Source organism: Nocardia arseniciresistens (assembly GCF_046764875.1).
Classification (GTDB): Bacteria; Actinomycetota; Actinomycetes; order Mycobacteriales; family Mycobacteriaceae; genus Nocardia; species Nocardia arseniciresistens.
In genome coordinates, this window is the sequence record NZ_JBKORD010000005.1 from 1 (window position 1) to 25,957 (window position 25,957).

Consider the following 25,957-nt stretch of genomic DNA (forward strand, 5'->3'; position numbering starts at 1 on the left):
AACGCGGCCCCGGGCCAACTAGGTTGTACATTGGGGCCGGCCCCGGGCGGCCGGTCCAGCTGTCCCGGGGGGCGGGCGGCGGGGGTTGCTCGCGCCCCCCGCCGCCCAGTCATTGCGAGAGCTGGCGTGGGATAACGTCGACAGCATTCCGGTGCTGTGGGCGCTGTCGCGGTCGCCGGACGCGGACCTCGCGTTGCTGACGGTGATCAGGTTGCGCGCTGAGCTGGGCGACGAGTGGGCCGAACTGGATTCGACGCTGCGAGTCGACAAATCGTTGCGCGGCAGACTGTTCGCGTTGATCGGATCGTCGAGTGCGTTCGGCGATCATCTGGTCGCCGATCCGGCGGCGTGGCGGCTGCTGCGGCGCGACAAGTTGCCGAGTCGCGAGGAATTGATCGCGGATCTACTGGCCACGGTGGACGCCGTGCCCGCGGAAAGTCCGAACTCGACGGCGATGCTGTATCGGGCGGGGATATCCGGTCCGGAGTCGGTTGCCTTGTTGCGCAAGCGGTATCGCGATCAGCTGATGTTGCTCGCCGCACTCGATCTCGCGGCGACGGTGGAGAACGAACCGGTATTGCCGTATCAGGTCGTCGGGCGGCATCTGACCGACCTTGCCGATGCCGCACTGACCGCAGCGCTGTCGGTCGCGGTGAGCCGGGTGTGCAAAGACGAGCCGGTTGCGATGCGGCTCGCGGTCATCGCTATGGGCAAAAGCGGTGCGCGCGAACTGAATTACGTCAGCGACGTCGATGTGGTGTTCGTCGCCGAGCCCGCCGACGCCACGGCGGCCCGGCTGGCCGCCGAGATGATGAGCGTGGGCAGCGCGGCCTTCTTCGAGGTCGACGCGGCGCTGCGGCCGGAGGGCAAGGCGGGTGCTCTGGTGCGCACCTTGGAATCTCATATCGCGTACTACAAACGCTGGGCGCGAACCTGGGAGTTCCAGGCACTGCTCAAGGCGCGGCCGATGACCGGGGATCTGGAGCTGGGGGAGCAGTACCGTGCCGCGCTGATGCCGATGGTCTGGACCGCCTCGGAGCGACCGGATTTCGTGGCCGACGTGCAGGCGATGCGGCGTCGAGTGGAAGATCTGGTACCCGCCGATCTGCGCGAGCGCGAGCTGAAGCTCGGGCGCGGCAGCCTGCGTGACGTCGAATTCGCTGTGCAGTTGCTGCAATTGGTGCACGGAAGGGTGGACGAGAACCTGCACGTGCAGGGCACCGTGGAGGCGTTGACCGCGCTGGCCGCGGGGGGCTATATCGGCCGCGACGATGCCGCCAACCTCACCGCCTCCTACGAATTTCTGCGGCTGCTCGAGCACCGGCTGCAATTGCAACGACTCAAACGAACACACACCTTGCCTGCTGCCGACGATGAGGAAGGAATGCGCTGGCTGGCTCGCGCCGCGCATATCCGGCCCGACGGCAGGCAGGACGCCGTGGGTGTGCTCGGCAACGAGATTCGACGTAATTCGGTGCGGGTGCGGCGATTACACGCCAAGCTCTTCTATCGACCGTTGCTCGAATCGGTGGTCAAGCTCGAACCGGACGCGGTCCGGCTGAGCCCGGACGCGGCTATCCGGCAGCTGGCCGCGCTCGGCTATGTGGCGCCGGAGCATGCGCTCGGGCACCTGAAGGCACTGACCGGTGGGGTCTCGCGCAAGGGGCGCATTCAAGCGTTGCTGCTGCCGACTTTGCTCGAATGGCTCGGTGACACACCGAATCCCGACGCCGGACTGCTGGCCTACCGGCGGGTGTCCGAAGGGCTCGACGACCAGATCTGGTTCATGCGCGAGCTGCGCGACGAAGGAGCCATCGCGCAGCGACTGATGATCGTGCTCGGTTCGTCGGAATACCTGCCAGATCTGCTGATCAACGCACCGGACACAATTCGGATGTACGCCGACGGCCCGGGTGGACCGCTGCTGCTCAGTCCGCAACCCGAAGACGTCGCGCGCGGCATCCTCACCGCGGCGGCACGCTACGACGATCCGAAACGTGCTGTGGCGGCGGCGCGTTCGTTGCGGCGGCACGAGCTGGCGCGGGTGGCATCGGCGGATCTGCTCGGCATGCTCGACGTGCAGCAGGTCTGTCGTGCGCTGTCCTCGGTGTGGGTCGCGGTGCTGGAAGCCGCACTGCGCGCGGTGATTCGGGCCAGCGAGGTCGAACGCGGCGCGCCGTCGCCCGCCGATCTCGCGGTGATCGGCATGGGCAGGCTCGGCGGTAAGGAGCTGGGCTACGGCTCCGACGCCGATGTGCTGTTCGTCTGTGATCCACGTCCCGGCGAGGACGAGACCAAGGCCGTGAAGTGGGCGAACGGTGTCGCCGAGCGGGTACAGCGGATGCTCGGCGCGCCGAGTACCGATCCGCCGTTGCAGGTGGATGCCGGGCTGCGACCCGAGGGCCGCAACGGTGCGCTCGTGCGGACCCTGGCCGCCTACGCCGCCTACTACGAGCAGTGGGCGCAACCATGGGAGGTGCAGGCGTTGCTGCGCGCACATCAGGTGGCGGGCGACGAGGCGCTGGGGGTCCGCTTCCTGCACATCATCGACAAGGTGCGTTACCCCGAGGGCGGGGTGTCCTCGGACGCGGTGCGCGAGATCCGGCGGATCAAAGCGCGGGTGGATTCCGAGCGGCTGCCACGCGGCGCCAACCCGGCCACCCACACCAAGCTCGGCCGCGGCGGGCTCGCCGATATCGAGTGGACGGTGCAGCTGATGCAGCTGCGGCACGCCCACGATGTGCTCCGCCTGCACAACACCTCGACCCTGGAATCGCTCGACGTCATCGAACAGACCGAGCTGCTCGACACCGAAGACGTCGCGCTGCTTCGTGATGCCTGGCTCACCGCGACGAAGGCCCGCAATGCCCTTGTCCTGGTGCGTGGTAAGCCCGCCGACCAGTTGCCCGGCCCAGGCCGCCTACTATCGGCCGTCGCGAGGGTAGCGGGCTGGCCGAACGACGATGGCAGCGAATTCCTGGACAACTACATGCGCATCACGCGCAGGGCGAAGGCGGTCGTGGAGCGGGTGTTCGGGGAATAACCGAGTTCCGCAGCCGTGCGACGGCGGATGCGCTCAGCCCGGCAACTCGATGTCCACTCGGTCGGCCCGCTTCGTGCCCCACTCGAACATGGCCGTCAGCACCGGGACCAGGCTCCAGCCTTCCTCGGTCAATCGGTACTCGACCTGGGGCGGCACGGTGTCGAAGACGGTCCGCTCGACCAGATTGTCGGCTTCGAGCTCCCGCAGCTGCTGGATCAGCATTTTCTCACTGGTGGCGGGCATCAGTCGGCGCAGCTCGCCGTAGCGGTGTACACCTTTCTTGAGCTGGGCGAGAATCACCGGCTTCCATTTGCCGCCGATCAGGTCGACGGTCACCTCCACCGCACAGTTGTAGCGCTTCTGCGCACCCATCTCTCGCCTCCGGTACTCACAAAAAAGTGCGTTCTTGTAACACTGTAATCATCCGGGTTTCATAGTGATGTCCCGCGGCTGTGCCGCATCAGCATCTACAGACTTGGAGTCCAAAAGCTATGAAGGTCATCGTTTTCGACCGTTTCAAGCCCGGTGTGACGATGGAGACCATCAACCCGTACCTGCCCGAAGAGGTCGCCAATGTCTGGCGGCTGTGGAAGGCGGGGATCGTGCGGGAGAACTACGCGCGAGCCGACGAGCCCGGGGTGGTCATCGTGTTCGAGGTCGACAGCGTCGAGGAAGCAAAGAAGTATGTCGCCGACTTCCCGCTGACCAAGGCCGGCTACCTGGAATGGACCTACGTTCCGGTGCAGGCGCCGTTGCCGCTCGAGGCATTGATGGACCCGAAGGTCGACCTCGCCGAGCCATACGACCGGACGAATTGAGTCCGGTATGAGAAAAGCATTCGGTCTCGACATCCCGCAAAACCTCGAAGACGCCTGCGATCCGAGCCGCATGGCGTTGATCATCTACGACATGCAGGTCGGCATCGTCAACCAGGTTCCGGACGGTGACAAGATCGTGCAGGCTTGTGTTCAGCTGCGAGATGCGGCGCGAGCCAACGGGTTCCGGGTCTTCTATACCCGGCACATGTCGCTGCCCGCACCCATCGCGGGCGTCTCCCAGCTGCGTATGGCCATGGCATGGCAGCGGATCGACGACCCGGCCGAGGTACAGTCCAGCTTCCCGCAGGGCTCGCCGCAATTCCAGCTCGTACCGGAGCTCGCTCCCGGCCCCGACGAGATGGTTTTCGACAAGATCACCATGTCCGCTTTCGCCGCGACGCCGCTGGATATCGCGTTGCGCGACTGCGGAATCGACACCTACGCGATCGCGGGCATCGCCATGGAGGTCGGCATCGAACCCACCGTCCGGCATAGCCTGGACCTGGGCTACTTCCCGGTCGTGGTCACCGACGCCTGCGGTGCGGGACATCCCGAAGCCGCGCGACGTTCGCACGCGACACTGGAGTTCGCGGGAGGCTCGCTCAGTACCGACACCGCCACTCTCACCACGGCATTGAGTCGACCACGCGACTGACACTTCGGCACGGTCGTGGGTCACCGAGGGTGACCTCGCGCGGCAGGACACCGCCGTGCTGATCTGGCCACCCCATGGTTCGAGATCAGCACGGCGGTGCCGCAACGCTTCTCGGTCACGATCGATCCAGCGCACACCGGTCGATGACCTCGGATTCGCGATGTCTGTCACGGTGCCTACTGGGTCGCGCACGGCGACACCGACGCGATGCGGAAGGTGCGGGGGCCCGCAGTGTCGAGGTAGGCGGTGAGGCGATAGCCCCTTCCGTCTGTGTAGGACCGATTCGCCGGATCGTCGATCTGGGACCAATCGGGTTCTCGGACGAAGCCGCGCTCGGTCATCGATTCGAGTTTCGCCAGCGCGGAGTCGACGAAGTCCTGCGGTGGATCGACGAGGGATTGTTCCAGCGTCAGTACCCACGGCGGCCCGTAGCCCATCATCGACTGGTTGTTGCGGCAGCCCGACCGCACTACCGCGAAGGACCGCACCGCCACCGGCCATACAGTTCGCGCATTGTCGCGCACCACCTGCTCGGCCCTATCGACCGTAGGCCCACCGGATTTCGCGATGTTCGCGTTCGTCGGCCCCTCGGAAAAGCCGCACCCCGCCATCGCCAAAACCAGGGCGCAGCCGACGACTCGACCGAACATCTCTATCCGACTCCGATCTTCGGGCCGAGCTCGGGATGGTTGGTCACGTGCGGATTGCCGTACGGGTCCCCGGCACCGTACCTGCGCGCGACCAGGACATCGTGGATTTGCCGCCCCCAATTGTTGTCGTCGCCGAGGTGCACCTCGACATGGTTCGACTCGATCTCGCGCTCCACATAGGCGGTGGCTTCCCCGCCGGTGATCACGTCCACGATGTTGTGGAAGGCATCCGATTTCGGGTCGTCCCAGTATCTGCCGTGGCCGTTCTGTCCGAAGATGATCTCGCCTGCTTTGTGCCCGTCCCGATCCGTGCCGTAATACCCGGTATCCAAGCGCGTGACGCCGGGCGCCGTGTCGGGGTCGTCGCCGAGGCTCTTCTGGCTGGTGGACTGGATTATCCCGATCGGGTCGCCGGGTGCCGTCATGGAATACCGCTGCACCCGGGGGTTCGGGTCCTGCCACGGCCCTTCGTGGATGCCCGTGCCCGCCGAGGACGCATGCAGGATGCGGTCGGCGCGCAGGCCCTCCTGCTCGGCCGTGCCGACGATGACGCCACCGTAGGAGTGGCCGATATAGCTCACCGGTGTTCCCGGTGCGTGCGCGCCGATCTCACGGTCGAGCTCCCTGCCGAAATCGACCAACTTCGGCGCCATGTCCTCGGCCCAGCGCGATTGCGCGGCGTCGGGGGCGAGATTTTGTGGGAAGTCGCCCTCCATATAGAGGAAGATCGGTGACCTGCTCTGCTGCGCGAGATTCCACGCCGCGGTGGTGTTGGAATCGGACCCGTTCAGGTTCGTACTCGTGCCGGGGACATAGACCCCCGCACCGGGCACGCCCGGTTTCACGTCACCGACCATCTCGATCATCCGGCCGTTGCCTTCGGTCGAGAACATCACGAACTTGCGATCGATCATGTAGTCCGGCGCCGTGGCGCCGGCCGGGACGGTCTGGTCCCGACTCGTGGCATTCGACGGATCCGGAATCGGTGCGAGCATGTTCTCGAGCTGCTTGATTCGACCCTGATCGGGATCGGACTTCTGCTTTTCGTGGACGAGGGAATTGCGGATGCTGATCTCGTTGGCGGCGATTCGCGTAACGAAGGGGACGCCGTTCATGTTGCCGAGCTGCTCAGGGTCTGCGACGACGAGTTGGCGGATATCGTCCGGGCTCAGCCCTGCCAGCTGGGCGGCACGCTGGTCGGGGGGCATGGCAGCCAGTCGGGTGATGACTTGGTCGGGGTCCGCGCGGGTGCCGTCGGGGAGTGTCACATCGTGCTGTCCATCGCGAATCGCGGCGAGGTCGGCCTGGTGCTCGCGCAGGCTCGCGCCGAAAGTGGTGTCGATGCGCTCGATTTCGTCGAGTCCACCGAGCAGGTTCGACTGGATGGTCGCGGCGTCTGCGGTCCGCTCGGGATCGGGGTGGGTGACGAAACCGGTCGGTGCGATGGCGTAACCCTGATCCTCGGCCAGACGCTTGGCGGTCAGCACGAACTCGCGGGCGTGCCGGAATTCGCGGGCCGCGTCGTCGGAGTCGTCGGCGATCCGATAGAGGATGTTGCGGACCTCGTAGCCGTGGTCGGTTTCCTCGTTGGTGCGGCGAAACGCGGCATCCTTGGTCTTACCGTGCCAGTCGTGCGCGGCGTCGACGACGCGGGAACAGTCGTTGAGCGAGGCGTCCAGCGCCGCGGCGTTGTTGCGGGCGGTCTCGGCGGCTGTGACGAGGGCACCGAGGTTCCAGCCCGCGAGCACGTCGATGGTCGGGCGCATCAGCGGGCGCTCAATGTGTCGAACTCGCGCGCGATCTCGCCGTCCTCGGCCTCGACGTTCGCCGAGTACTTGTCCACCAGGCCTGCCATAGTGTCGAACCGATCGGCGATCGAGGTCATCGCTTGTTTCGCGGGATCGGCGCACGCGCGCACCGCGGCGAGCACATCACTGCCGGCACCGGTCGCGCCCGCGAGCGCCGACCACACGAGTGCTTCGATCGCGTCGGCGTCCCTGCGCCAGCTCGACGTGATCGCGGTGAGCTGATCGGGGCTGATACCCATCGACTCGGATCCGTTCGCCATGGTTTTCCCTCCTTCTCCTGACATTGACGCGCCCGCGGGCCGATCGGTTCCACTGTCGCCGGAATTGTGTCGCCGAGGCCGATCGCGGGCCGGCCGGGACGTGGGAGGTGGGCCCACACCGAATCTCCACGAGGTCGACACGGCGCGCGCACCGAGCGCGCTTAGAGTTCGAGGCATGCGTAAATGGACGGACCGGGCGCTGCTCGGGTTGGGGTGGTGCGCGTTCACGGCCGGGTTCGCCGGTGTCGTTCTGTATTTCGGATCGTGGCAGCGGCAGCTGGTCGTGCTCGTCGCTTCCGGCGCGTCGTATCTGATGATCGGCGCGGTCGTCGGCCTGGTGCTGTTCCTGATCGCGCGAGGTTGGCGCAGCGCCGCGGCCGCGGGGGTGCTCCTCGCCGCGGTGGTGTGGACACAGCTGCCCATCTTCGTATCGGACGGACATGCGGCCAGTGGGGCGGAAGTCGTTGTGATGCAGTCGAATCTGCTGTTCGGCGAGGCCGATGCGGAGACGGTGGTGCGTGCGGTAGAAGACAATCGGGTCGATGTGCTGACCACCGACGAGCTCACCGCCGACATCGTCGCGAGGCTCGCGGCGGCGGGCCTGGCCCGGTCGCTGCCGTATCAGTACCTCGAGCCCACCTCCGGCGGTGGTGGCACCGGGATCTACAGCCGGTACCCGTTGCGCGACACCGAGAAGTACGACAAATTCGTGCTCAACCAGGTCTCGGCGACGATGGACCATCCGCGAGCAGGGGCGGTCGCGGTGTTCGCCTTCCATCCGATTCCGCCGTCACTGGACTTCCCGGCATGGAGTTCGGAGATGCGCAGGATCCACGAAATCCTCGATGCGCAACAGGGTCCGGCGATCGTAGGCGCGGATTTCAATGCGACGCGCGATCATTCGGCCTTTCGCGACCTGTCGCGCGGGCGCTTCACCGCGGCCGCCGAGCTGGCGGGCGCGGGGCCGCTGCTCACCTTCCCGAACGATCGCCGGTGGGGTCCGGTGATCGGCATCGACCACATCCTGGTCGCCGACGCGACCTGCGACGAGGTCCGCACACTGACTGTGCCGGGATCCGACCATCGGGCCATGATCGCCAGGGTCCGGCTGAACGGATAACGGCCTTGCGGTTCCGCGACGGCTAGCGGGTCACGGCACCACGGCGGGCAATGCGCGCAGGGAGCTGAGGGTGGTCGCCATCGCGCGAGCGGCCTCAGCTCCCTTTGTCACGAAGTGCTCGGTGAAGTAGCCGACGTGGTCGCTGTGTTCGTGGAAGTGGTGCGGGGTGAGCACCACCGAGAAGACGGGCACGTCGCTGTCGAGCTGTACCCGCATCAGGCCGTCGATCACCGCGGTGGCGACGAAATCGTGCCGGTAGATGCCGCCGTCGACGACCAGTGCCGCCGCGACGATCGCCGCGTACTTGCCGCTGTTGGCCAGGCGTTTGGCGTGTAACGGGATCTCGAACGCGCCGGGTACTTCGAAGACGTCGATGGTCGCGGCATCGAAGCCGAGGTCGGCGTACTCGGCGGTGAAGCCCTCATATGCCTTGCCGACGATCGAGCTGTGCCACATGGCGCGAATGAAAGCGACGGATCCGGTGGTAGTGCCCATGGTCGGATCCTACTTCTCGGTAACGTGCGCTTCCAGCCAGTCCACGACATCCGCGATTACCTTGTCCCGCTCGGGCTCGTTGAAGATCTCGTGATAGAGCCCTTCGTAGCGGATCACGGTGAGATCCTTCGAGCCCGCGCCCTCTTCGATGAGGGTGGAACTGGACGGCGCTGCGATGGCGTCCGCGGTACCGTGCAGCACCAGCAGCGGCACGGTGAGCTTGTCGAGCCGCCCCTTGACCACCTTGGTCGCATTCAGGATCTCGGTGCCGGTGCGGGCGGGGAGTTTGCCTCGGAAGACGAGCGGATCGTTGTCATAGGCGCGGACCACCTCGGGATCGCGACTGATCATCGACGAATCCAGCGTCAGCACACCGAGATTCGGCGTCAGCCGCGACAGCACGGGTGCTAGCAGCAGCTGCAACGGATTGCCGATCGGGATATCGAGCGGCGGGGCCGAGAGCACGATGCCCTCGACATCGATCGGCGCCCGAGTGGCCAGGTACAGCACGATGAGGCTGCCCATCGAATGGCCGATAAGGAAGCGCGGCACGTCCGGATGCTCGCGGCCGGCGAGGTCGAGCATGAAGGCGACATTGTCGGCGGCAGCGTCCATCGACCCGATGTTGGCGTTACTGCCCGCGGACTTGCCGTGGCCGATGTGGTCGAGCGCGTAGACGGCGAAGCCGGAGGCCGCGAGCAGCTTGCCGGCATGGGTGTAGCGGCCAGAGTGCTCGGCGACCCCGTGCACGAGCACGATCACCGCCCGTGCGGTGGTGTCGGGTAACCAGGCGCGCCAGGCGACTCGGCCGCCACGTCCTTCGAATTCACTGGTGTCGGACTCGGGACTGTCTGATGTCATCGGGTGTTTGGCGCGGATGCTCCTTCGTTCACGAGGGAGAGGGAGCGCCATCCTCCTTCCAGAGGTCGGGTCGCAAAGATATGTCGGTGGTGTCGTTTACATTGCCGAGCATGACCGAGGTGGTGCGCTACAGCTACCGACTGCGCCCTGGCGTGCAGGCGGAGCGGGCGTTGCTCGCGGAGGGGCACCGGAAACGGTGCGCCGCGGAACTCGCGAAAGCGCAACGCCGCATGGCTCGCCGCCACAGCGGCAAGGGGCACCCGCAGTCCGGCGGCTATAAGCGGGCCACCCGGGAAGCTGCGCGGTTGCACATGAAAGCGGCGCGGCAGACCCGACATGATTCGCGGGTGTGGGCGAAACATGTTGTCGCCCATCATGGGTTGATCGCAGTGGAGGACTTCAAGCTGAAGTTCCTGGCGAAGTCCACGATGGCCCGCAAAGCCGCGGACGCGGCGATCGGTGCGGCGAAGCGAGAGTTGATCGAGCGTGGTGTGCGGGCTGGCCGGAGGGTGGTGCTCGTTCAGCCTGCCTTTACTTCGATGACGTGCAGTGATTGTTTTGCGAGAGCCAAGCGACTGGAACTGTGCGAGAGAACTTTCCGATGCACCGACTGCGGGTTTACCGCTTGTTGGGATCGGAACGCTGCCAGGGTGGTTCTGGTTGTGGCAGAACGCGGCCACGTCAGTGTCGACGATGTGAGACAAGCGGGTCACCTCCCTCGGGTGGGTGGTTCGGTTGCGGTCTGAGCTGTGGATCTCCTGCCTTCAGCGAGGAGAAGCGTTAAGTGTCGGCTCCTGATGTCTGCGGCGGCGCGGTCCTCGACGCGGGTGCGAAATGGTCGATCAGCCGCCTGTTGAACTCGATGAGCCGAGCGTAGTTCACCAGCGAGATGCGCTCGTCGGTTCCGTGGATCGTCGCGAGGTCGGCCTGCGTCATGACGATGGGGGCGAAATTGCAGCGTGCGGTGGCGAGATCGTCGTAGTGCCTGGCATCGGTCGCGCCGGGGACGAGGCCGGTGGTGACCGCGATACCGGGAACAACGGCTTCGGCCAGCCGGGCGATGAGGTCGAACCCGGCGCCGGGCACGGCGGGGTCGGTCGGCTCCGAGGTCGTGCCGACCAGTTCGACGCGCACGCCGGCGTCGCGCACCGCCTTCCGGCAATGCTCGAGCACCGAGGTCACCGAATCACCGGGCAGGATACGGAAATTCACCAATGCCTCGGCCTGTTGCGGTAGCACATTGGCCTTCACGCCGCCGCGGATCACCGTCGGCGCGGTGGTGGTGCGCACCAGCGCCTCGGTCTGCGGCGTCGCGGCCATCACCCGGGTGATCAACGGTGCGGCAAGCCCGGCGAGGCCGAGTAGGCGGCGACGGGAGGCGGGCATGGCATGGCGCAGCCTGGCCAGCATGTCGGCCACCAGGGGGGTCAATCGCAACGGCATCGGATGGTCCTGGACGCGGCCGACCGCGCGGGCGATGCGGCCGACCGCGGTCTGGCGGCCCGGCATGGACGAATGCCCGCCCACCTCCGACACCGACAACCGGATGGTGGCATAGCCCTTCTCGCCCAACATGATCGAGGCCACCGGCTGGTCCACGCCTTCCACGAGGCCCTCGGTGATCACGCCGCCCTCGTCGAGCAGCAGGTCCGCGTGCACGCCCGCGTCACGCAGCCGTTGCGCCATCTGGACCGCGCCCCTGTCGCCGAAGACCTCCTCGTCGTGGCCGAAGGCCAGATACAGGGTGTGTTCGGGCCGGATGCCCGCCGCGAGCGCGGACTCGACCGCTTCCAGGATGGCGAGTACGCGGCTCTTGTCGTCGATAGCGCCACGGCCCCAGATGAATTCGTCGTCGACAATGCCCGCGAACGGCGGATGTGTCCAGCGCGCCGGGTCATCGACGGGAACTACGTCCTGATGGGCGAGCAGTATCGCCGCCACCGTGTCCGGCTCGGTGCCCGACCAGCGGTAGAGCCTGCTGTGGCCGAACCGCTCCAACTCGAGTTCGGCGTGCACGAGCGGGAATGATCGCTCCAGATGCTCGCCCAATCGGGTGAATTCCTGGTGATCGTCGGCGGCGGGCTCGTCGGCCGAGACCGTGACGCAGCGCAGTGCTTGCGCCAACCGCTCGGCGACGGCCGCGTCGACCGTGGTGGCGGTGGTGCGTGCGCTGTCGCCGGTCATCGATCACCGGTGTCGGTCGGTGCGCTGGTCGGTGGCAGATTCATGGGCACCACCGCATTGTTCAACACATCGGGGCCGAGGGGGAGATTGCGGCGCGCCATTCGGCCGTGAGCGCGACCGACGGCGCACCGAGCAGCGGCAGTAGCGCCCCGACCAACGCGCGCAACACCACGGCACCCACGCTCACCTGAGCACTATCGACGGCGCCAGGTCGGCTGTCCAGCCCCCGGAACCGGGGTGTCGGTCACCCGGTGGTTGTGCACGCGCGCGAAAATGGCCCGTCGTTCGCGAGCACGACGGGCCATTCTCGGCGAATCAGCCGACCAGGTTCTTGCGCAGTTGCAGGATGGTCCTGCCGTCGAGGCCGAGGCCCTGCGTCAAGAACTTCCCGAAATCGCCGTAGTCGGCTTCGAGTTTGTCGACCGCGGTATCCAGGTATGCGTCACGGACTTCCTGCAGCGGAATCAACAGTGCGGGGTTCTGCATCAAGCCCGCCCGCTTCACGTCCTCGCGCAGCTTCGCATCGGCGGCGGCGCGGAACTGATTCGAAAGCAAATAGTCCTGTCGCGCAGTCTGTTCCGGCACGCCGACCGCGCGCAGCAGCACGTAGGTCGTCCAGCCGGTCCGGTCCTTGCCCGAGGTGCAGTGGAAGAGAGTGGCCTTATCGGTCGCGGCGAGGTCTTTGATCGTCTGACCGAACTCGGCGAGCGAGTCCGCGGTGAAGAAGCTCCGGTACACCCCCTGCATGATCTCCTCGGCGCGCCCGTTGCCGAGCAACTCCTCCTGTCGTTGCGGATCGCGGGACTGAATGGCCGCCAGCATCTGCTGGAACAGTCCGGTGTCGTCGATCGGCCGCGCCACTTGCTGCACCCCCGCGGGCACCTTGTCCTGGCCCGAGAACTGCACCTCGGCGGGCGTGCGCAGATCGATGACCGCCTTCAGGTGCAAGCCGCCCAATTTCTGTACATCCGCATCGGTCAGTTTGTCCAGCGAATCGGCCCGAATGGCTTTGCCGGACTTCACCTTCGCTCCGTCATAGGTGCGATATCCGCCGATATCACGAACATTCACCGCACCTTGCAACTCGATCCGCGCTGCCGCGGTCTGCACCGTCGGTTCGGCAAGCGCCGTCGGCGGTGAACTGGTCGCGGTGAGCGCGAATGTCGCGAGGGCGGCGGAAATCAAAGAAATAGTGGAAATCTTCATGGCGGGGGACAGTAGGACCCCCGCCGCGCTGCGTGCTGCGGTTCTCCCCGCTTTCGCCGCAGCTGCCCCGCTGATCGGGATTCTCTTCCTGCCCAACGGGATTGGCCTTCCGTTCAACGGGATTCACCCTTTTGCAGGACTGGCGTGAGTGCATCTCGGTGGTGCACGGCGTCCACACCACACCGACGCGGACGCCGACCTGCGATTGCCCAAGGTCGCAGACGGGCGGAGTCGCCGTTTCGGGCGGGCGGCGTGCGGGCCGCTCGCGATCCCACCAAGTCGGCCTCGGCTGCCATCAGCTCGGCCTTCTTCGGGCGGCCGTCGTCGCTACCCGACGAATCATGCATTTACACAGCGGATTTCAGGTGCGGAACGCTAGTTCGGCGACCATCGGGTAGATCATTTCGGGAGGACGTACTCCCTGGCTGGTCGGCTTGCCCCCGCAACGTCGATCGGGGAGACACTCGCCCCGACAGCCTCGCCAACCGGCATCGCCCGAGTTGCGGAGGCATCAAAAGTAGCCGATACCAACATCTTCAGCGTGATTGTGGTGTCGAATTGCCATTGATCGGCGGTGTTGTAGATGACCGATGTGACCAGTCAGGAGTGCCCGCGTGCCACGTGAAATCGATTCGGCTGTCTTCCCGCATCTGGATGCGGACTTGGACCGCGTCCGTGACGTTCTCGGCCCCGTGCAGTTCGAGGGCAGGCCCGAGCTGACCGCACTCACAGACGAAGGACCGGACACCTCTCGCCGCCTGGTCCGTCCCACTTTGACGTTGCTGTCGTACTACCTGCTCACCGATCCCGCGGTCCCGGCCGAGGACCGGGTGGTGCGCGCCGCCGCCGCTGTCGAGTTGGTGCATCTGGGCTCGCTGTACCACGACGACGTTATCGATCACGCCTACCAGCGCCGAGGCCGCCCCAGCGCCAACGTGGTGTGGGGATCGCACATGGCCGTTTTGGGTGGAGACTCGGTGACGGCCTCGGGTGGGCGCATGCTGATCGAACTCGGCCAGCGCGAAGGGCTCGCGGGGTCGATCGCGAGTGAGCAGATGTGCGCGGGCATGGTGATCGAGGCCGCCGACCTCTACATGGCCTCTCGCAGTGAGCAGGCCTACCTCGACGCGATCGACGGCAAAACGGCGGTGCTGCTGTCGCTGGCATGCCGGGTGGGCGCGATGCAGGCCGGCCGCTCCGAGGATGAAGAAGAGGTGCTGGCTTTGTTCGGCCGCCACTTCGGGCTGGCCTACCAGCTGTATGACGACATCCTCGATCTGACTTCGACCGCCGAAGAGATGGGCAAGCCGGTCAACGCGGATCTGCCCGAGGGCATCTACACCCTGCCCGTGATCCGCGCCGCTGCCCGCGATCAAAAGCTCGGTCGTCTGCTGCGCAGCGGAATGACGGGTGAGCAAGCCGCACATGCGCGTGCGCTCGTCATCGCCTCCGGCGCCGTGGACGAAGCACAGGCGGTGGCCGATGAATTCATGGACCAGGCCGCCGGTCAGCTCGCCGACCTGCCCGTTGACCCGCGCGCCCGCCACGCGATGACCGCCTACGCCAAGTCCATACTCGACCGGCGAACTCCGCTGCCCGCAGTCTCCCGGCCCGCGCCGCAGCCACCCAAAGCCCACAGTTATGTGCTCCCGCAGGAACTCACGCGATGGGTGCGAAGCTGGATGGTCGACACCGGCCTTATCGTCTCCCCGGCCGAGGCCGACTACGACCGGTGGACAGGAGCGATCCAGCTCCCGGGACAGATCTTGGCCCCTGCGGACGCGGCCCGTGAACAGACCGCCGTTGGCCTGGCCGTGCTGTCCTTCATGTGGGACGACCTCTTCGATGATCCGCAGCTGACCGACCCGGAAACCGTCACCGCGCTGAGGCGTGGCCTGGTGGCGATGGTGCGCCAGGACCCCCAGGTGCACGGAGCGATCCCGACGGCCTGGGCGAGTTTGTGGCCGCGCCTGAGCGAGGGCCGCACTACCCGCTGGCAGGAGCGGTTCCTCGACAACCTCGAGGAGTGGTTCGAAGCCGCCGAACGCGAAGCGCACCATCGCATCACCGGCTACATCACCTCTACGGCCGACTACCTGCCGCTGCGGAAGTCGACCGGCGGGATCGAAATAGCTGTCGCCGGCGTGGAGGTGCGCCAGGACCGGGAACTGCCGTCGAGGCTGCGCAACCATCCCGTGATCCGCCGTCTCGAGGAACTCGTCTTCTGGGTGACATTCATGGAGAACGACCTGCTGGGGTTGGATCAGGACGAGGCAGATCACATCCCCTACAACCTGGTGCGGGCGGTCCGTCACGAGACCGGCTGCACCCGCGGTGAAGCCATAGAGCAGATTCAGCGCCAGCTGGCGGAGCATCGCGCCCAACTCGACGAGGCGATCCGCTATCTTCCCGCGCTCATCCGCATGATTCCCGGCCTGTCGGGCCAGGGGAAGGACTACCTGTCGATCTACGAGATGGTGAGCGTGGCGCCCCGCGTGCATCAGAGCCGTCGGTACACGCAAACCTCCACTTCCGCAGCACCAGACTTGGAACGTTTGCGCCGTGAGATCTACCTCCCAGCCGACGAAGTGGCTTCCGCCGCGCGGTAATCCCCGGCAAAGCACCCTTGGCGCGTAGGTGTTGCCCCCATGACGGCGCTACGGACACCCAGCAACCCGAGAGGAAACCATGACTACCGCCAACTTCGCAACGCGAATCGGCGCCAAAGCGCTTCAGACGCGCTGGTTCGTGCGCGCGCCGATCCGAATGTACAGCGCCGGACTGGGATTCGTATTCGGCTCCCGCGTGCTGATGCTGCAACACACCGGCCGCACGACCGGCGCCCCCCGATTCGTCGTGCTCGAAGTGATCGAGCATCCAGCGGCCGATGAGTACATTGTCGTTTCCGGGTTCGGCGCGAAAGCTCAGTGGTACCGCAACATCCAAGTGAACTCCGAGGTCAAGGTCTCCTCGGGATTCCGCCGCGGCGCACCGGCCACCGCGACCGCGATGACGCAGGAGCAATCAGCCAGCGCGCTCGAACGCTATGCCGCCGTGCACCCGAAGGCATGGGCGAGACTTCGCGCGACCATCGAACACGCCATCGGCCGATCTGTCGACATCCTTCCGATGGTGCGGTTGCGACTTCCCTAGACGCATCGCGCGGGCTCGCATACGCCACAGCGCATTTCAAGACAGCAGTGGCCGCGTGGCGATCACTACAATGGCGGCGTTCTTCGCCGCGCGGCTGATTTCCTTGGAGTGGCGCAACTATGAGCTTCCGAAAGGGACGAGCCCTCCCCGCGCGAACGCGGGAAGGGCTCGAAACATTTTACGACCGAACGACTTACACGTCGTAGTAGAGCTCGAACTCGTACGGGTGCGGACGCAGGTTGACCGGAGCGATCTCCTGGGTGCGCTTGATGTCGATCCAGGTCTCGATCAGGTCCGAGGTGAAGACGTTGCCCTCGGTGAGGTAGTCGTGGTCCTGCTCGAGCTTGTCGATGACCGACGCCAGGTTGGTGGGGGCCTGCGGGATGTTCTTGGCCTCCTCCGGCGGGAGCTCGTAGAGGTCCTTGTCGACCGGCGCCATCGGCTCGAGCTTGCGCTTGATGCCGTCGAGGCCCGCCATCATCATGGCGGCGAAGGCCAGGTACGGGTTACCCGAGGAGTCCGGCGCGCGGAACTCGATGCGCTTGGCCTTCGGGTTGTTGCCGGTGACCGGGATACGCACGGCAGCCGAGCGGTTGCGCTGCGAGTACACGAGGTTGATGGGGGCCTCGTAGCCGGGAACCAGACGGTGGTAGGAGTTCACGGTCGGGTTGGTGAACGCCAGCAGCGATGGGGCATGGTGCAGGATGCCCCCGATGTAGTGACGTGCCAGATCCGACAGACCCGCGTAACCGGCCTCGTCGTGGAACAGCGGCTTGCCGTCCTTCCACAGCGACTGGTGCACGTGCATGCCCGAGCCGTTGTCGCCGAAGAGCGGCTTCGGCATGAAGGTGACGGACTTGCCTTCCTGCCACGCGGTGTTCTTCACGATGTACTTGAACAGCTGCAGGTCGTCGGCTGCGGAAAGCAGCGTGCCGAACTTGTAGTTGATTTCGGCCTGACCGGCGGTGCCGACCTCATGGTGGCCGCGTTCGAGCACGAAACCCGCGTTCTGCAGGTTGGTCGAGATCTTGTCGCGCAGGTCGACGTAGTGATCGTACGGCGCGACCGGGAAGTACCCACCCTTGTTGCGGACCTTGTAGCCGCGGTTGGGGGAGCCGTCCGGGTTGACCTTCGCACCGGTGTTCCAGGAGCCCGATACCGACTCGATCTCGTAGAACGCGCCGTTGATGCCGGAGTCGTAACGGACCGAGTCGAAGATGTAGAACTCGGCCTCGGCGCCGAAGAAGGCGGTGTCGGCGATACCGGTCGAGACCAGGTACTCCTCGGCCTTGCGCGCGATGTTGCGCGGGTCGCGGCTGTAGGCCTCGCGGGTGAACGGGTCATGCACGAAGTGATTGAGATTCAGCGTCTTCGCGGCGCGGAACGGGTCCAACTGCGCGGTGCTGAAGTCGGGCAGCAGGAGCATGTCCGACTCGTCGATCGACTGGAAGCCACGGACGGAGGAGCCGTCGAACGCGAGCCCTTCCTCGGCGAGGTCGGTCGTGAAGGCCTTCGCCGGGATCGAGAAGTGCTGCTGCACACCGGGAAGATCGCTGAAACGGATGTCGACATATTCGACTTCCTCGTCAGCGAGGTATTTGATGACCTCGTCGGCCGTGCTGAACGTCACTTGTTCTCCTTACGGATCGGTTCCCAGCCCGTGTCGATTGCGTGGGTTCGTCGGGTCCAGACGCTATGGACGCCGTGTTTCCCGGCAGTCAAGGCTGTGTTTCGCCAGTGTTACACGTGCGGCTGGCCGAGTGGCGCTGGCCACCCGGGCTCGAACAGCATGGTAATCCTGCCATCTTGTGCGGCGTGCGCCGACCTGAACTCCCCTTATGCGGTGCCCGGCAGCCGGTCGGGCGCGCTTATTGTGGGGGTATGGCACGCAGCACCGGATCCTGGCTCTCCGGACCCCCGACGGACCCGAGCGACCCGGCAACTCCTGAGTACCCCGGCCAATTTCTCGGTCTGCCACCGTCCGGTCCCGGATCGTTGCCCGGCATGGGACGCCGCATCGTGGCCTTGTTCGTGGACTGGATGATCGCGCTCGGTATCTCGCTGTTGATCGTGCGCGGTGGCTCCGCCTCCAGCCTCACCCTGTTGATCTGGTTCGTGATCGGAATCGGTGCGGTGACGCTGTTCGGCTACACGCCGGGCCAGTACTTCCTGCGACTGCGGGTGATCCGGATCGATGCGCCGGTCGGAGTCGGTTTCGTGCGTGCGCTCGCGCGGCAGGCGCTGCTGGTGTTCGTGGTGCCCGCGCTGTTCACCGACGCAGACGGTCGTGGCATGCACGACCGCGCCACCGGCACCGCAGTCGCGCGCGCCCGCTGACCCGCGGGTCACGTCGCGGCCGACATCGACGAGCCGGGTGGCGCGGGGCCGCACTGTCCACGGCGGCCAAGATCACAGGTCCGCTCGCGGGCCGAGGTACCGGCACATCTCGTTGACCGACAGTGTCCGAAAACCGCCGGGCAGCCGCCTGCCTGCACCGGTAGGCTCCGCCGGTGTCATTGAATCCGGCGTTGCTCGCCGTTCGTCTACTCCTCGAACTCACCGCTATCGCTTCCTTCGGGGTCTACGGCTGGCGGGCGTTCGATTCGCCGTGGCGGTTCATCCTGGTGGTCCTGCTTCCGATCGCGGCAGCGGTCCTGTGGGGCACTTTCGCGGTCCCCGGAGATCCCAGCCGCAGCGGAGCCGCGCCTGTTGCGGTGGTAGGCCCGGTTCGCCTCGCGGTCGAGTTCGCCGTGCTTTTCGGCGGGGTCGCGCTGTTGTGGGCGGCGGGGTTGCCGCGGTGGGCGCTGGTTTCGGCGACGGTGCTCGTCGTCTATCACCTGCTCGCCTACGACAGGATCACGTGGCTGCTCAGCGGCAAACAGTCCGCGTAGTACCTCGGGATAGGCAAAGGCCCGCGTCCCCGGGACGCGGGCCTTTCCAAGCTTCGACAGCGCTGAGATCAGCGCCTGCGAATACTGCGCTGCACACCGCGCATCTTGGCGCCCGCGGGCATCGGGCCCTTCGGCAGGGCAGGGCCGCTGCGCGCGTTGAGGGCGCTTAGCCTGCCTTCGATGAGGTCCATGCGCTTGACGTCGATATTGCGCGGCAGTTTGGTGAGATAGCGCTGCAACTCCTTCAGCGACACCTGGCCCTCGTCGTTGCCGACGATGACGTCGTAGATCGGGGTGTCGCCGATGAGCCGCGCTGTACGCTTCTTCTCCTGCGCCAGTAGCGATTTCAGCCGCTGCGGGGAACCCTCGCCGACCAGGATCACGCCGGGAAGGCCGATCACCCGGTGCACGGCATCCAGCTGGGTGGTCGCGGCGATGCCATTGCTGACCCGCCACTTACCCTGGAGATTCTCCAGCACCCACGCACCTGCGCCCGCCTGGCCCTCGGCCTTGGCGTAGACGTTCTTCTGCACGCGACGGCCGAAGAGGATGAACGCGGCGAGCACACCGAGCAGCAGGCCGATCGGCAGTAGGAACCACTGCAAACCGAAGATCAGGCCGACCACAAGGAACACCGCGGTGATGCCGACCACGGCGCCGATCATCAAGGGCAGCAGCAGCTTGTCTTCCTTGCGCTGCATCTGGAACGCCTGCCACAGCTGCTGGCGACGTTCTTTCGACTGCTGCTTGCGGGCCGCCTTCGCCGCGGCCTTCGCTTCCTTCGACGGCGTGCCGCCCTTGCCTACTGCCATGAGAAACAGGATAGTGCCACGTCGCGTGCCGATCCGCACTGGACGGTCAGGCGACCAGAAATGGCGGCGACCGGGAGGCGACGGGGCGGGCAGCGGAGCTGGATTCGGGTCGCGGCGTGTCCGCGCGGGGAGGTGGCCAAGGGCGTCGGCGTCGGCTCGCGCTCGGCGTAGGCGCGGCTGAAGTCACCGACGGAATGGCCGACCGGGTCTGGGCGGAAATCGAGGCGAGGATCGGACGCACCGTCGAGATCACCCGAGGTTTGTGGAGTAGGAGGCCAGGACGTGCACCCTGCGAAGTCGTTGGAATGCCGTGCGCGCTGTCCTGCCCGTAGCCGAGGGTACGCAGGGTCGGCGCGTACGTGTCGAAGGCTGCGGCCCGCTGCAGAGGCGGGCGGCGGAGGTGCCGAGGCTCCGGCGTATGCCTGTTCTTGCGCTGCCAATGCCCCGCTCTTGCAGTGCCTTTCGGTCGGCCGTCCAGCCTCGCAGCGAATATCTTTGAACGGGCGATGGTTATAGGCGCGATGGAGGTGACTGTCGGTGCGGGTCATCAACGAACCAACGGCGACGCCGGGATCCGGTCCGCGAGTGCTCGACTGGATGCGGAGCTGGACCGGGCACCACATCATTGTGGGACTGGCCGTGGCTGGGTGTCCTATACCTGAACCCGGCCGCACGGGGAAGGTGCGCGAAGCCGACCTGGTGGTGATCACACCGCAGGCGGTCGTCGTGATCGGCGAGCAAGCGGCCGTGCCGGCAGCCGCCCACAGCGGCTTGCCGGTGCGGGCCGCTGGCCGAGGATCCGGGTTCGAAAGTGCCGGCGAGGACGACAGCAGCGGGTTCGATCAGTTGCGCAGTCATGTCTGCGACCTGAAAGAGCTGGTTGGTGCGCACCTCGTCGACGCCCACATCACCGGGCTGATGGTCGTGGTGCCGCCCGAGGAAGCGGCTATCACGGCGTATGTCGATTCGTGGCAGCACGAATGCCCGGTGGTGCTGGGGGCCACTCCAAGCCAGTTGCGCGCCTGGTTCATCCGCAGCGCGGACCGAAGGCTGCTGTGGAACGCCGAGGACGTGCACGCCTTGCTCGATGACTTGCGCATGTCCGAGCTGGTCACCCTCGAGGCTCTGGTCGAGGAGGGCTTTCCGTCGGGAAGCCGACTGCGTGCCGCTTCGAGCACGGCACCGAACTCGACCGCATCCGGTCCGGGCCGTTTGTCGATCCCGGTGTTCCCCGCAGCACCGGCGACCGGACCCGACCCGGTGTGGTCGACCACACCCGTCCCGCCACCATGGGTTGCCCCCGACTCGAACGGGGAGCCGCGTCGGAGCCCGTCTCCTCTCGTGGGTCAGCCGCCGTTGATCAAGCCTGATTTCGACGATGAGCCGCCGTCACCGAGCACTTTCCACACAGATCGTGTGTCGCCGATTGTTCCCGATCCCGGCCCGGATCCGTCCAGGTCTTACCGAATCCCAGAGTGGTACATGGGCGGGCAGTACAAGGCCGAAGACGATTCAGGGGTCGCGGAGCCGCCGGAGTCTGCCGGTGAACTGCGATCGTCCTACACCGGCCAATGGTCATCGTGGGTTGACGGCTATGCCGATGACTTCGCTGATGCTGATGGTTTCGCCGACGCTGATGGCGTCGGCGTCCCCTCCGGCGATTTCGATGACTCCGGCGATGCGGATGACCACGCCGATGGTCGTGATGGTCCTGGTTATAACGATGGTCGTGGGCGCCGTGGGTACGCCGATGGTCGTGATGGTCGCGAATATGGCGATGGTCGTGACTTCCCGGATGCCCTTGACGGGCGTGACTACAGCGATAGTCGTGTTTTCGGTGATGGTGGTGATGGTCGTGGTTACAACGATGTCCGCCATTACGCCGATGGCTATGCCGACATGCCACCGCACCCACCCAGCGCCCTACCGCCTCGCGAGAACAGACTATGGTCGCAGCCCACCACCCCACGACCATTGCCGAGCCGACCCAAATCGATCGCCATCGAGCGTCGGCTCCGATTGCCATCGCTTCGGTCGGCGCTGACCACCCGCCAGCCGTCCCCGACCAACGCCATCAGCCACCAACAGCTCAACCGGCATCTCCCACAGCAGTTGACGGCCGGCGTAGTCATCGCGGGCGCCTTTGCGACTCTCTGGTTCCTGGCCTTCGGCTGCTCGTCGCCGCAACCGAAGGCGGTAGTACCACCCGAGCCCGCCTCGAACACCGAGGTCTACGCGCCACCCGCACACGTCGTGGAAGCACCGGAACCAGCACCCCAGCCTTGACCGCCACTGTGCTAGATGCTGAGTGGCGAGCGGCGAAGTTAGGTCCGGACCGCAGTCCGGCCTCGGACAGCGGCGGCCAACGATTGGGGCATCTGCTCGTGCCTGGCGTAGGTGCGGCTGAAGTCGCCTGTGCCGTGCGAGAGGGAACGCAGGTCGATGGCGTAGCGGCTGAGCTCGAGTTCCGGGACTTCGGCGTGGATGCGGGTGCGGCCGGGCCCGTGCGGCTCGGTTCCGAGTACTCGGCCGCGTCGGCTGGACAGGTCGGTGAGGACCGGGCCGACGTAATCGTCGGAGACCACAACCCAGACCTCGTCCAAGGGTTCGAGCAGCGCGACCCCCGCCACGGTCGACGCCTCACGTAAGGCGAGCGCGCCCGCGGTCTGGAAGGCGGCGTCGGAGGAATCGACCGAGTGCGCCTTTCCGTCGAAGAGCGTGATCCGCACGTCGACGAGGGGATAGCCCGCCGCCACGCCGCGTAGCGCCTGAGCGCGCACACCCTTCTCCACCGACGGAATGAACTGGCGCGGAACAACTCCGCCGACCACCTTGTCGACGAACTCGACGCCGGAGCCGCCGGGCAGCGGTTCCACCTCGATCTCGCAGACGGCGTATTGCCCGTGGCCGCCGGACTGTTTGACATGCCTGCCTCGTGCGGTTGCCTTGCCCGCGAACGTCTCCCGCAGCGCGACCTTGTGGTCGACCACGTCGACCTGCACCCCGAATCGGGTACGCAACCGCTCCAGCGCGACATCGCGGTGCGCCTCGCCCAGGCACCACAGCACGATCTGATGGGTGTCGCCGTTCTGCTCGAGGCGTATGGCGGGGTCCTCGGCAACCAGGCGCGCGAGTCCGCTCGAAAGCTTGTCCTCGTCGGCCTTGCTGTGAGCCGCAACGGCGATGGGGAGCAAGGGATCCGGCATCGGCCACGGTTCGATGCGCAGCGGCGCCGAGGTGCCGGACAGGGTGTCGCCGGTCTCGGCGCAGGTGAGTTTGGTGACGTAGGCGATGTCGCCCGCGATGGCCTTACCGAGTGGGCGCTGCTGCTTGCCGAACGGCGCGGTGACCGCGCCGATTCGCTCGTCGACATCGTGGTTTTCGTGGCCTCGATCTTCTTGGCCGCGGCCGCAGACGTGCACGGTGTCATCGGCGCGCAGGGTGCCGGAGAACACCCGGACCAGCGACACCTTGCCCACGTAGGGGTCCGAGGCCGTCCGGATCACCTCGGCGGCCAGCGCGCCGTCCGGATCGCAGTACAGCGGCCGCGTCGCGGTGTCGTCGGTGGTGGTGACCGCGGCGACGGCATGCTCGGCCGGTGTCGGAAACCCGCCGGTGATCAGCTCGAGCAGTTCGACGGTGCCGAGCCCCTGCTTGGCGCCTTCCGGTGCCTGCGCGCCGAACAGCACGGGATGAAAGCTGCCGCGTGCCACCGCGCGTTCGAGGTCGGTGACGAGCGTGCCGAGGTCGATCTCCTCGCCGCCGAGGTAGCGCTCCATGAGCGATTCGTCCTCGCTCTCGGCGATGATGCCCTCGATGAGCCGGTCGCGCGCCTCCTCCAGCGCCGTCACCTGCTCCGCGGACGGTTCGATCTGCGTGCATTCACCCGTGGAATAGTCGACAACGCAATGCGGCAGCAGCTCGACTAGCCCCGTGGCCGGCCGATGACCGTCGGGACTCCTCGGTCCGTATACCGGAAGATGAAGCGGGAGAATGTTTTCCGACGAACCATTGCCGAGGACGGCGCGGCAGGTCTCGGTCATTTCGTCGAATTCCGCGCGCGCGGTATCCAGATGCGTGATCACAATCGCGCGCGGCATCCCGACTGCCGCACACTCCTCCCACAGCGCGCGCGTCGCACCGCTGATCGCCTCCGCGCCTTCCGCGGCGGAAACCACGAACAACGCCGCGTCCGCCGCTCGCAGACCCGCGCGCAATTCACCGACGAAATCGGCGTAACCCGGCGTATCCACCAGATTGATCTTGATCCCCGCCCAATTGATCGGCACCACAGACAGCTGCACCGACCGATGCTGCCGATGCTCGATCTCGTCATAATCCGACAGCGAAGTCCCGTCCTCGACCCGTCCCGCCCGATTCACCGCCCCGGTAGTCAGCGCTAAAGCCTCAACCAACGTCGTCTTCCCGGCCCCGCTGTGCCCGACCAGCACCACATTCCGGATGTTCTCCGGCCGCCCCCCGGTAACCACTCTGCCGTTGCCTCCGGCAGCAGCACTCGTCTTGTCCACTGTGTGTCTCGTTTCCTCGCCGACACGTGCCGTATATCGAGCTTCCCACCACGCGTGAGGTCGCGTCCACGGATCGGGCGATCCGGTCGGTCGGAGGGGGTAGAAGTTTCGGCTCGGCCTTCGGTCGGCGTCGCCGACATGGTTCGAACTTCCTCCGTAATGACCACCGCGAGCTGTCTGATATGGCGTCCCCGGGCACTGAGACCCATGTCATGTGACGTCCCGTGAGAAAACTGGGGGGACCCGAACCGCAGGTGATCGCGCTGGCTGGGCGATCAGTTGCTCAGTCGTGTTCGGTCACCTTCAGCTCGGTTGGAAGAACTCGAGCATTCTCCGGCTGGCGTCCGGCGACATCAGCAATTCCTGGATGTCCGCGGACATCCGGGCGGCAGCGTTGGTGCGTTCGAACATCTCGCGTTCGTACTCTTCGATGGCGGCGGGATAGTCGTCCGGGTGCGCGGCCAGCGCCAGACCGAGCAGGGCGCCGTCGAGTAGCGCCATGTTGGCGCCTTCTCCCACCGGCGGCATCAGGTGCGCGGCATCGCCGAGCAGTGTGACCCCTGGCGTCGACGGCCAGGTCAGGCCGACCGGGAGAGTAGTGATCGACCGCGGCACGATTATGTCGTCGCAGGCCGCGATCAGCGCGGTGAACCGTGAGTCCCAGCCGGCGAACTCCTCGATCAGCCGGGCCCGGGCGGCGGCCGGGTCGTCGAACGGGATCCCGCTGGTCGCGAACCAGTCCTCGGCGGTGTTGTAGAAGCTGAGGCCGATGCGAACGCGGCCGTCGCCGTTGCGCTGCGCCGCCAGCGATTTTCCGTTGCCGAGCACCCAGTAGTTGCCGCGCCCCACCATCGCCGCGAGGTCGGGGTGGGTGCGGTCGATGTCGGGAATGCCGACCTCGATGATGTTCTGGCCGATATGCGCCGGACGGGCGTCGGTGAGCAGCGCGCGGACCCGGGACTGCGCACCGTCGGCGCCGACCAGTAGGTCGTAGGTCGCGCTGCTGCCGTCGGCGAAGCGCAGCACGCCGTTGTCAGCGGACTCGAACGCATGCCCCCAGCGCGTCGCGTGTTCAGGAAGAGAGTCCAGCAGCAGGTCGCGCAGATCGGCACGGTCCACCTCGGGTCGCTCGAGCGGCGCGCCCTCGGGCGTGTCCTCCTGTAGCAGCAAGGTGCCATCTGGCTCCAGAAGCCGCATGTCCTGGCCTTCACCACGGGCAATCGCGTAGAACTGGTCGATCAGACCGGCCTCGCGCAGCGCCCGCTGCCCGGAGTGGATATCGAGCATGCCGCCCTGACCGCGCGCACCACGCGACGATTCCCGTTCGTACACCACGGCGTCGATGGCGTTCACGTGCAGCACCCTGGCAAGGGTCAAGCCACCCAGGCCGGCTCCGACAATGGCGATGGTCACAATTACCCTCGATTCACCGTATCAGTCAATACACTGTATCAACCCCAACACTGTATTGT

The 25,957-nt window shown here is 66.2% G+C and carries 23 protein-coding genes; 10 read left to right on the top strand and 13 right to left on the bottom strand.

Annotation, left to right across the window (positions count from 1 at the left end; translation table 11 throughout):
* Positions 1 to 85 precede the first annotated feature (85 nt).
* A complete protein-coding gene (locus tag ACLMAJ_RS09945; protein ID WP_412013282.1) occupies positions 86 to 3,043 on the top strand; it encodes a bifunctional [glutamine synthetase] adenylyltransferase/[glutamine synthetase]-adenylyl-L-tyrosine phosphorylase in 2,958 nt (985 codons plus the stop codon).
* Between the two features lie 33 nt (positions 3,044 to 3,076).
* On the opposite strand, the gene ACLMAJ_RS09950 is transcribed toward ACLMAJ_RS09945, so the two are convergent.
* Entirely contained in the window at positions 3,077 to 3,415 is a 339-nt protein-coding gene (locus ACLMAJ_RS09950; protein ID WP_412013283.1) for a winged helix-turn-helix transcriptional regulator, read from the bottom strand.
* 119 nt (positions 3,416 to 3,534) lie between these two features.
* Here ACLMAJ_RS09950 and ACLMAJ_RS09955 point away from each other — a divergent pair, with 119 nt between their 5' ends.
* A complete protein-coding gene (locus ACLMAJ_RS09955) occupies positions 3,535 to 3,861 on the top strand; it encodes a YciI family protein (RefSeq protein ID WP_412013284.1) in 327 nt (108 codons plus the stop codon).
* Between the two features lie 7 nt (positions 3,862 to 3,868).
* Positions 3,869 to 4,516, top strand: coding sequence for a cysteine hydrolase family protein (locus tag ACLMAJ_RS09960; RefSeq protein ID WP_412013285.1), 648 nt, complete (start codon positions 3,869 to 3,871; stop codon positions 4,514 to 4,516).
* 176 nt (positions 4,517 to 4,692) lie between these two features.
* On the opposite strand, the gene ACLMAJ_RS09965 is transcribed toward ACLMAJ_RS09960, so the two are convergent.
* From ACLMAJ_RS09965 to ACLMAJ_RS09975, 3 genes are read right to left on the bottom strand one after another with little or no spacing between them, the layout of a single operon-like run.
* Complete coding sequence (locus ACLMAJ_RS09965) at positions 4,693 to 5,166, bottom strand: hypothetical protein (RefSeq protein ID WP_412013286.1); 474 nt, start codon at positions 5,164 to 5,166, stop codon at positions 4,693 to 4,695.
* A 2-nt stretch (positions 5,167 to 5,168) separates the two neighbouring features.
* Complete coding sequence (locus ACLMAJ_RS09970) at positions 5,169 to 6,932, bottom strand: alpha/beta hydrolase (RefSeq protein WP_412013287.1); 1,764 nt, start codon at positions 6,930 to 6,932, stop codon at positions 5,169 to 5,171.
* Positions 6,932 to 7,234: a hypothetical protein gene (locus ACLMAJ_RS09975; RefSeq protein WP_412013288.1), complete on the bottom strand. Its 303-nt coding sequence runs from the start codon at positions 7,232 to 7,234 to the stop codon at positions 6,932 to 6,934. The genes ACLMAJ_RS09970 and ACLMAJ_RS09975 overlap by 1 nt, the downstream gene beginning before the upstream one ends.
* Before the next feature lie 175 nt (positions 7,235 to 7,409).
* Here ACLMAJ_RS09975 and ACLMAJ_RS09980 point away from each other — a divergent pair, with 175 nt between their 5' ends.
* A complete protein-coding gene (locus tag ACLMAJ_RS09980) occupies positions 7,410 to 8,354 on the top strand; it encodes an endonuclease/exonuclease/phosphatase family protein (protein ID WP_412013289.1) in 945 nt (314 codons plus the stop codon).
* Positions 8,355 to 8,384: 30 nt separating this feature from the next.
* Here the strand turns inward: ACLMAJ_RS09980 and ACLMAJ_RS09985 are convergent, their stop codons facing one another.
* Positions 8,385 to 8,849 (bottom strand): 6,7-dimethyl-8-ribityllumazine synthase, encoded by a 465-nt coding sequence (locus ACLMAJ_RS09985; protein ID WP_412013290.1) that lies wholly within the window; start codon positions 8,847 to 8,849, stop codon positions 8,385 to 8,387.
* Between the two features lie 9 nt (positions 8,850 to 8,858).
* Positions 8,859 to 9,710: an alpha/beta hydrolase gene (locus tag ACLMAJ_RS09990; protein ID WP_412013291.1), complete on the bottom strand. Its 852-nt coding sequence runs from the start codon at positions 9,708 to 9,710 to the stop codon at positions 8,859 to 8,861.
* 110 nt (positions 9,711 to 9,820) lie between these two features.
* Between ACLMAJ_RS09990 and ACLMAJ_RS09995 the strand changes: the two genes are divergently transcribed.
* Positions 9,821 to 10,456 (top strand): zinc ribbon domain-containing protein, encoded by a 636-nt coding sequence (locus ACLMAJ_RS09995; protein ID WP_412013292.1) that lies wholly within the window; start codon positions 9,821 to 9,823, stop codon positions 10,454 to 10,456.
* Positions 10,457 to 10,490: 34 nt separating this feature from the next.
* Here ACLMAJ_RS09995 and ACLMAJ_RS10000 read toward each other — a convergent pair whose 3' ends face one another.
* The 3 genes from ACLMAJ_RS10000 to ACLMAJ_RS10010 form a co-directional block, all read right to left on the bottom strand.
* Positions 10,491 to 11,894 carry a M20/M25/M40 family metallo-hydrolase gene (locus ACLMAJ_RS10000; RefSeq protein WP_412013293.1) on the bottom strand — a complete coding sequence of 468 codons (1,404 nt, stop codon included), beginning with the start codon at positions 11,892 to 11,894 and terminating at the stop codon, positions 10,491 to 10,493.
* A gap of 61 nt (positions 11,895 to 11,955) precedes the next feature.
* A complete protein-coding gene (locus ACLMAJ_RS10005; protein ID WP_412013294.1) occupies positions 11,956 to 12,081 on the bottom strand; it encodes a hypothetical protein in 126 nt (41 codons plus the stop codon).
* Positions 12,082 to 12,209: 128 nt separating this feature from the next.
* Complete coding sequence (locus ACLMAJ_RS10010; RefSeq protein WP_412013295.1) at positions 12,210 to 13,100, bottom strand: tyrosine-protein phosphatase; 891 nt, start codon at positions 13,098 to 13,100, stop codon at positions 12,210 to 12,212.
* A 614-nt stretch (positions 13,101 to 13,714) separates the two neighbouring features.
* On the opposite strand from ACLMAJ_RS10010, the gene ACLMAJ_RS10015 reads away from it, so the two are divergent.
* Together ACLMAJ_RS10015 and ACLMAJ_RS10020 are read left to right on the top strand one after the other, a co-directional pair.
* Positions 13,715 to 15,709 carry a polyprenyl synthetase family protein gene (locus ACLMAJ_RS10015; protein ID WP_412013296.1) on the top strand — a complete coding sequence of 665 codons (1,995 nt, stop codon included), beginning with the start codon at positions 13,715 to 13,717 and terminating at the stop codon, positions 15,707 to 15,709.
* A gap of 79 nt (positions 15,710 to 15,788) precedes the next feature.
* The gene (locus tag ACLMAJ_RS10020; RefSeq protein WP_412013297.1) at positions 15,789 to 16,253 is read left to right on the top strand and encodes a nitroreductase family deazaflavin-dependent oxidoreductase; all 465 of its coding nucleotides are present in this window, start codon (positions 15,789 to 15,791) and stop codon (positions 16,251 to 16,253) included.
* Between the two features lie 193 nt (positions 16,254 to 16,446).
* On the opposite strand, the gene glnA is transcribed toward ACLMAJ_RS10020, so the two are convergent.
* The gene (glnA, locus tag ACLMAJ_RS10025; protein ID WP_412013298.1) at positions 16,447 to 17,883 is read right to left on the bottom strand and encodes a type I glutamate--ammonia ligase; all 1,437 of its coding nucleotides are present in this window, start codon (positions 17,881 to 17,883) and stop codon (positions 16,447 to 16,449) included.
* Between the two features lie 251 nt (positions 17,884 to 18,134).
* On the opposite strand from glnA, the gene ACLMAJ_RS10030 reads away from it, so the two are divergent.
* Together ACLMAJ_RS10030 and ACLMAJ_RS10035 are read left to right on the top strand one after the other, a co-directional pair.
* A complete protein-coding gene (locus ACLMAJ_RS10030; protein ID WP_412013299.1) occupies positions 18,135 to 18,590 on the top strand; it encodes an RDD family protein in 456 nt (151 codons plus the stop codon).
* Between the two features lie 173 nt (positions 18,591 to 18,763).
* On the top strand, positions 18,764 to 19,144 hold the full coding sequence (locus ACLMAJ_RS10035) for a YrdB family protein (protein ID WP_412013300.1): 381 nt from the start codon (positions 18,764 to 18,766) through the stop codon (positions 19,142 to 19,144).
* 68 nt (positions 19,145 to 19,212) lie between these two features.
* Here the strand turns inward: ACLMAJ_RS10035 and ACLMAJ_RS10040 are convergent, their stop codons facing one another.
* Positions 19,213 to 19,956, bottom strand: a complete 744-nt coding sequence (locus ACLMAJ_RS10040) for a DUF4191 domain-containing protein (protein ID WP_412013301.1) — start codon at positions 19,954 to 19,956, stop codon at positions 19,213 to 19,215.
* 537 nt (positions 19,957 to 20,493) lie between these two features.
* Here ACLMAJ_RS10040 and ACLMAJ_RS10045 point away from each other — a divergent pair.
* Entirely contained in the window at positions 20,494 to 22,242 is a 1,749-nt protein-coding gene (locus tag ACLMAJ_RS10045) for a hypothetical protein (protein WP_412013303.1), read from the top strand.
* Between the two features lie 38 nt (positions 22,243 to 22,280).
* Here ACLMAJ_RS10045 and ACLMAJ_RS10050 read toward each other — a convergent pair whose 3' ends face one another.
* Together ACLMAJ_RS10050 and ACLMAJ_RS10055 are read right to left on the bottom strand one after the other, a co-directional pair.
* Complete coding sequence (locus ACLMAJ_RS10050; protein ID WP_412013304.1) at positions 22,281 to 24,485, bottom strand: elongation factor G-like protein EF-G2; 2,205 nt, start codon at positions 24,483 to 24,485, stop codon at positions 22,281 to 22,283.
* A 303-nt stretch (positions 24,486 to 24,788) separates the two neighbouring features.
* Positions 24,789 to 25,898, bottom strand: a complete 1,110-nt coding sequence (locus ACLMAJ_RS10055; protein ID WP_412013305.1) for an FAD-dependent oxidoreductase — start codon at positions 25,896 to 25,898, stop codon at positions 24,789 to 24,791.
* Positions 25,899 to 25,957 lie beyond the last annotated feature (59 nt).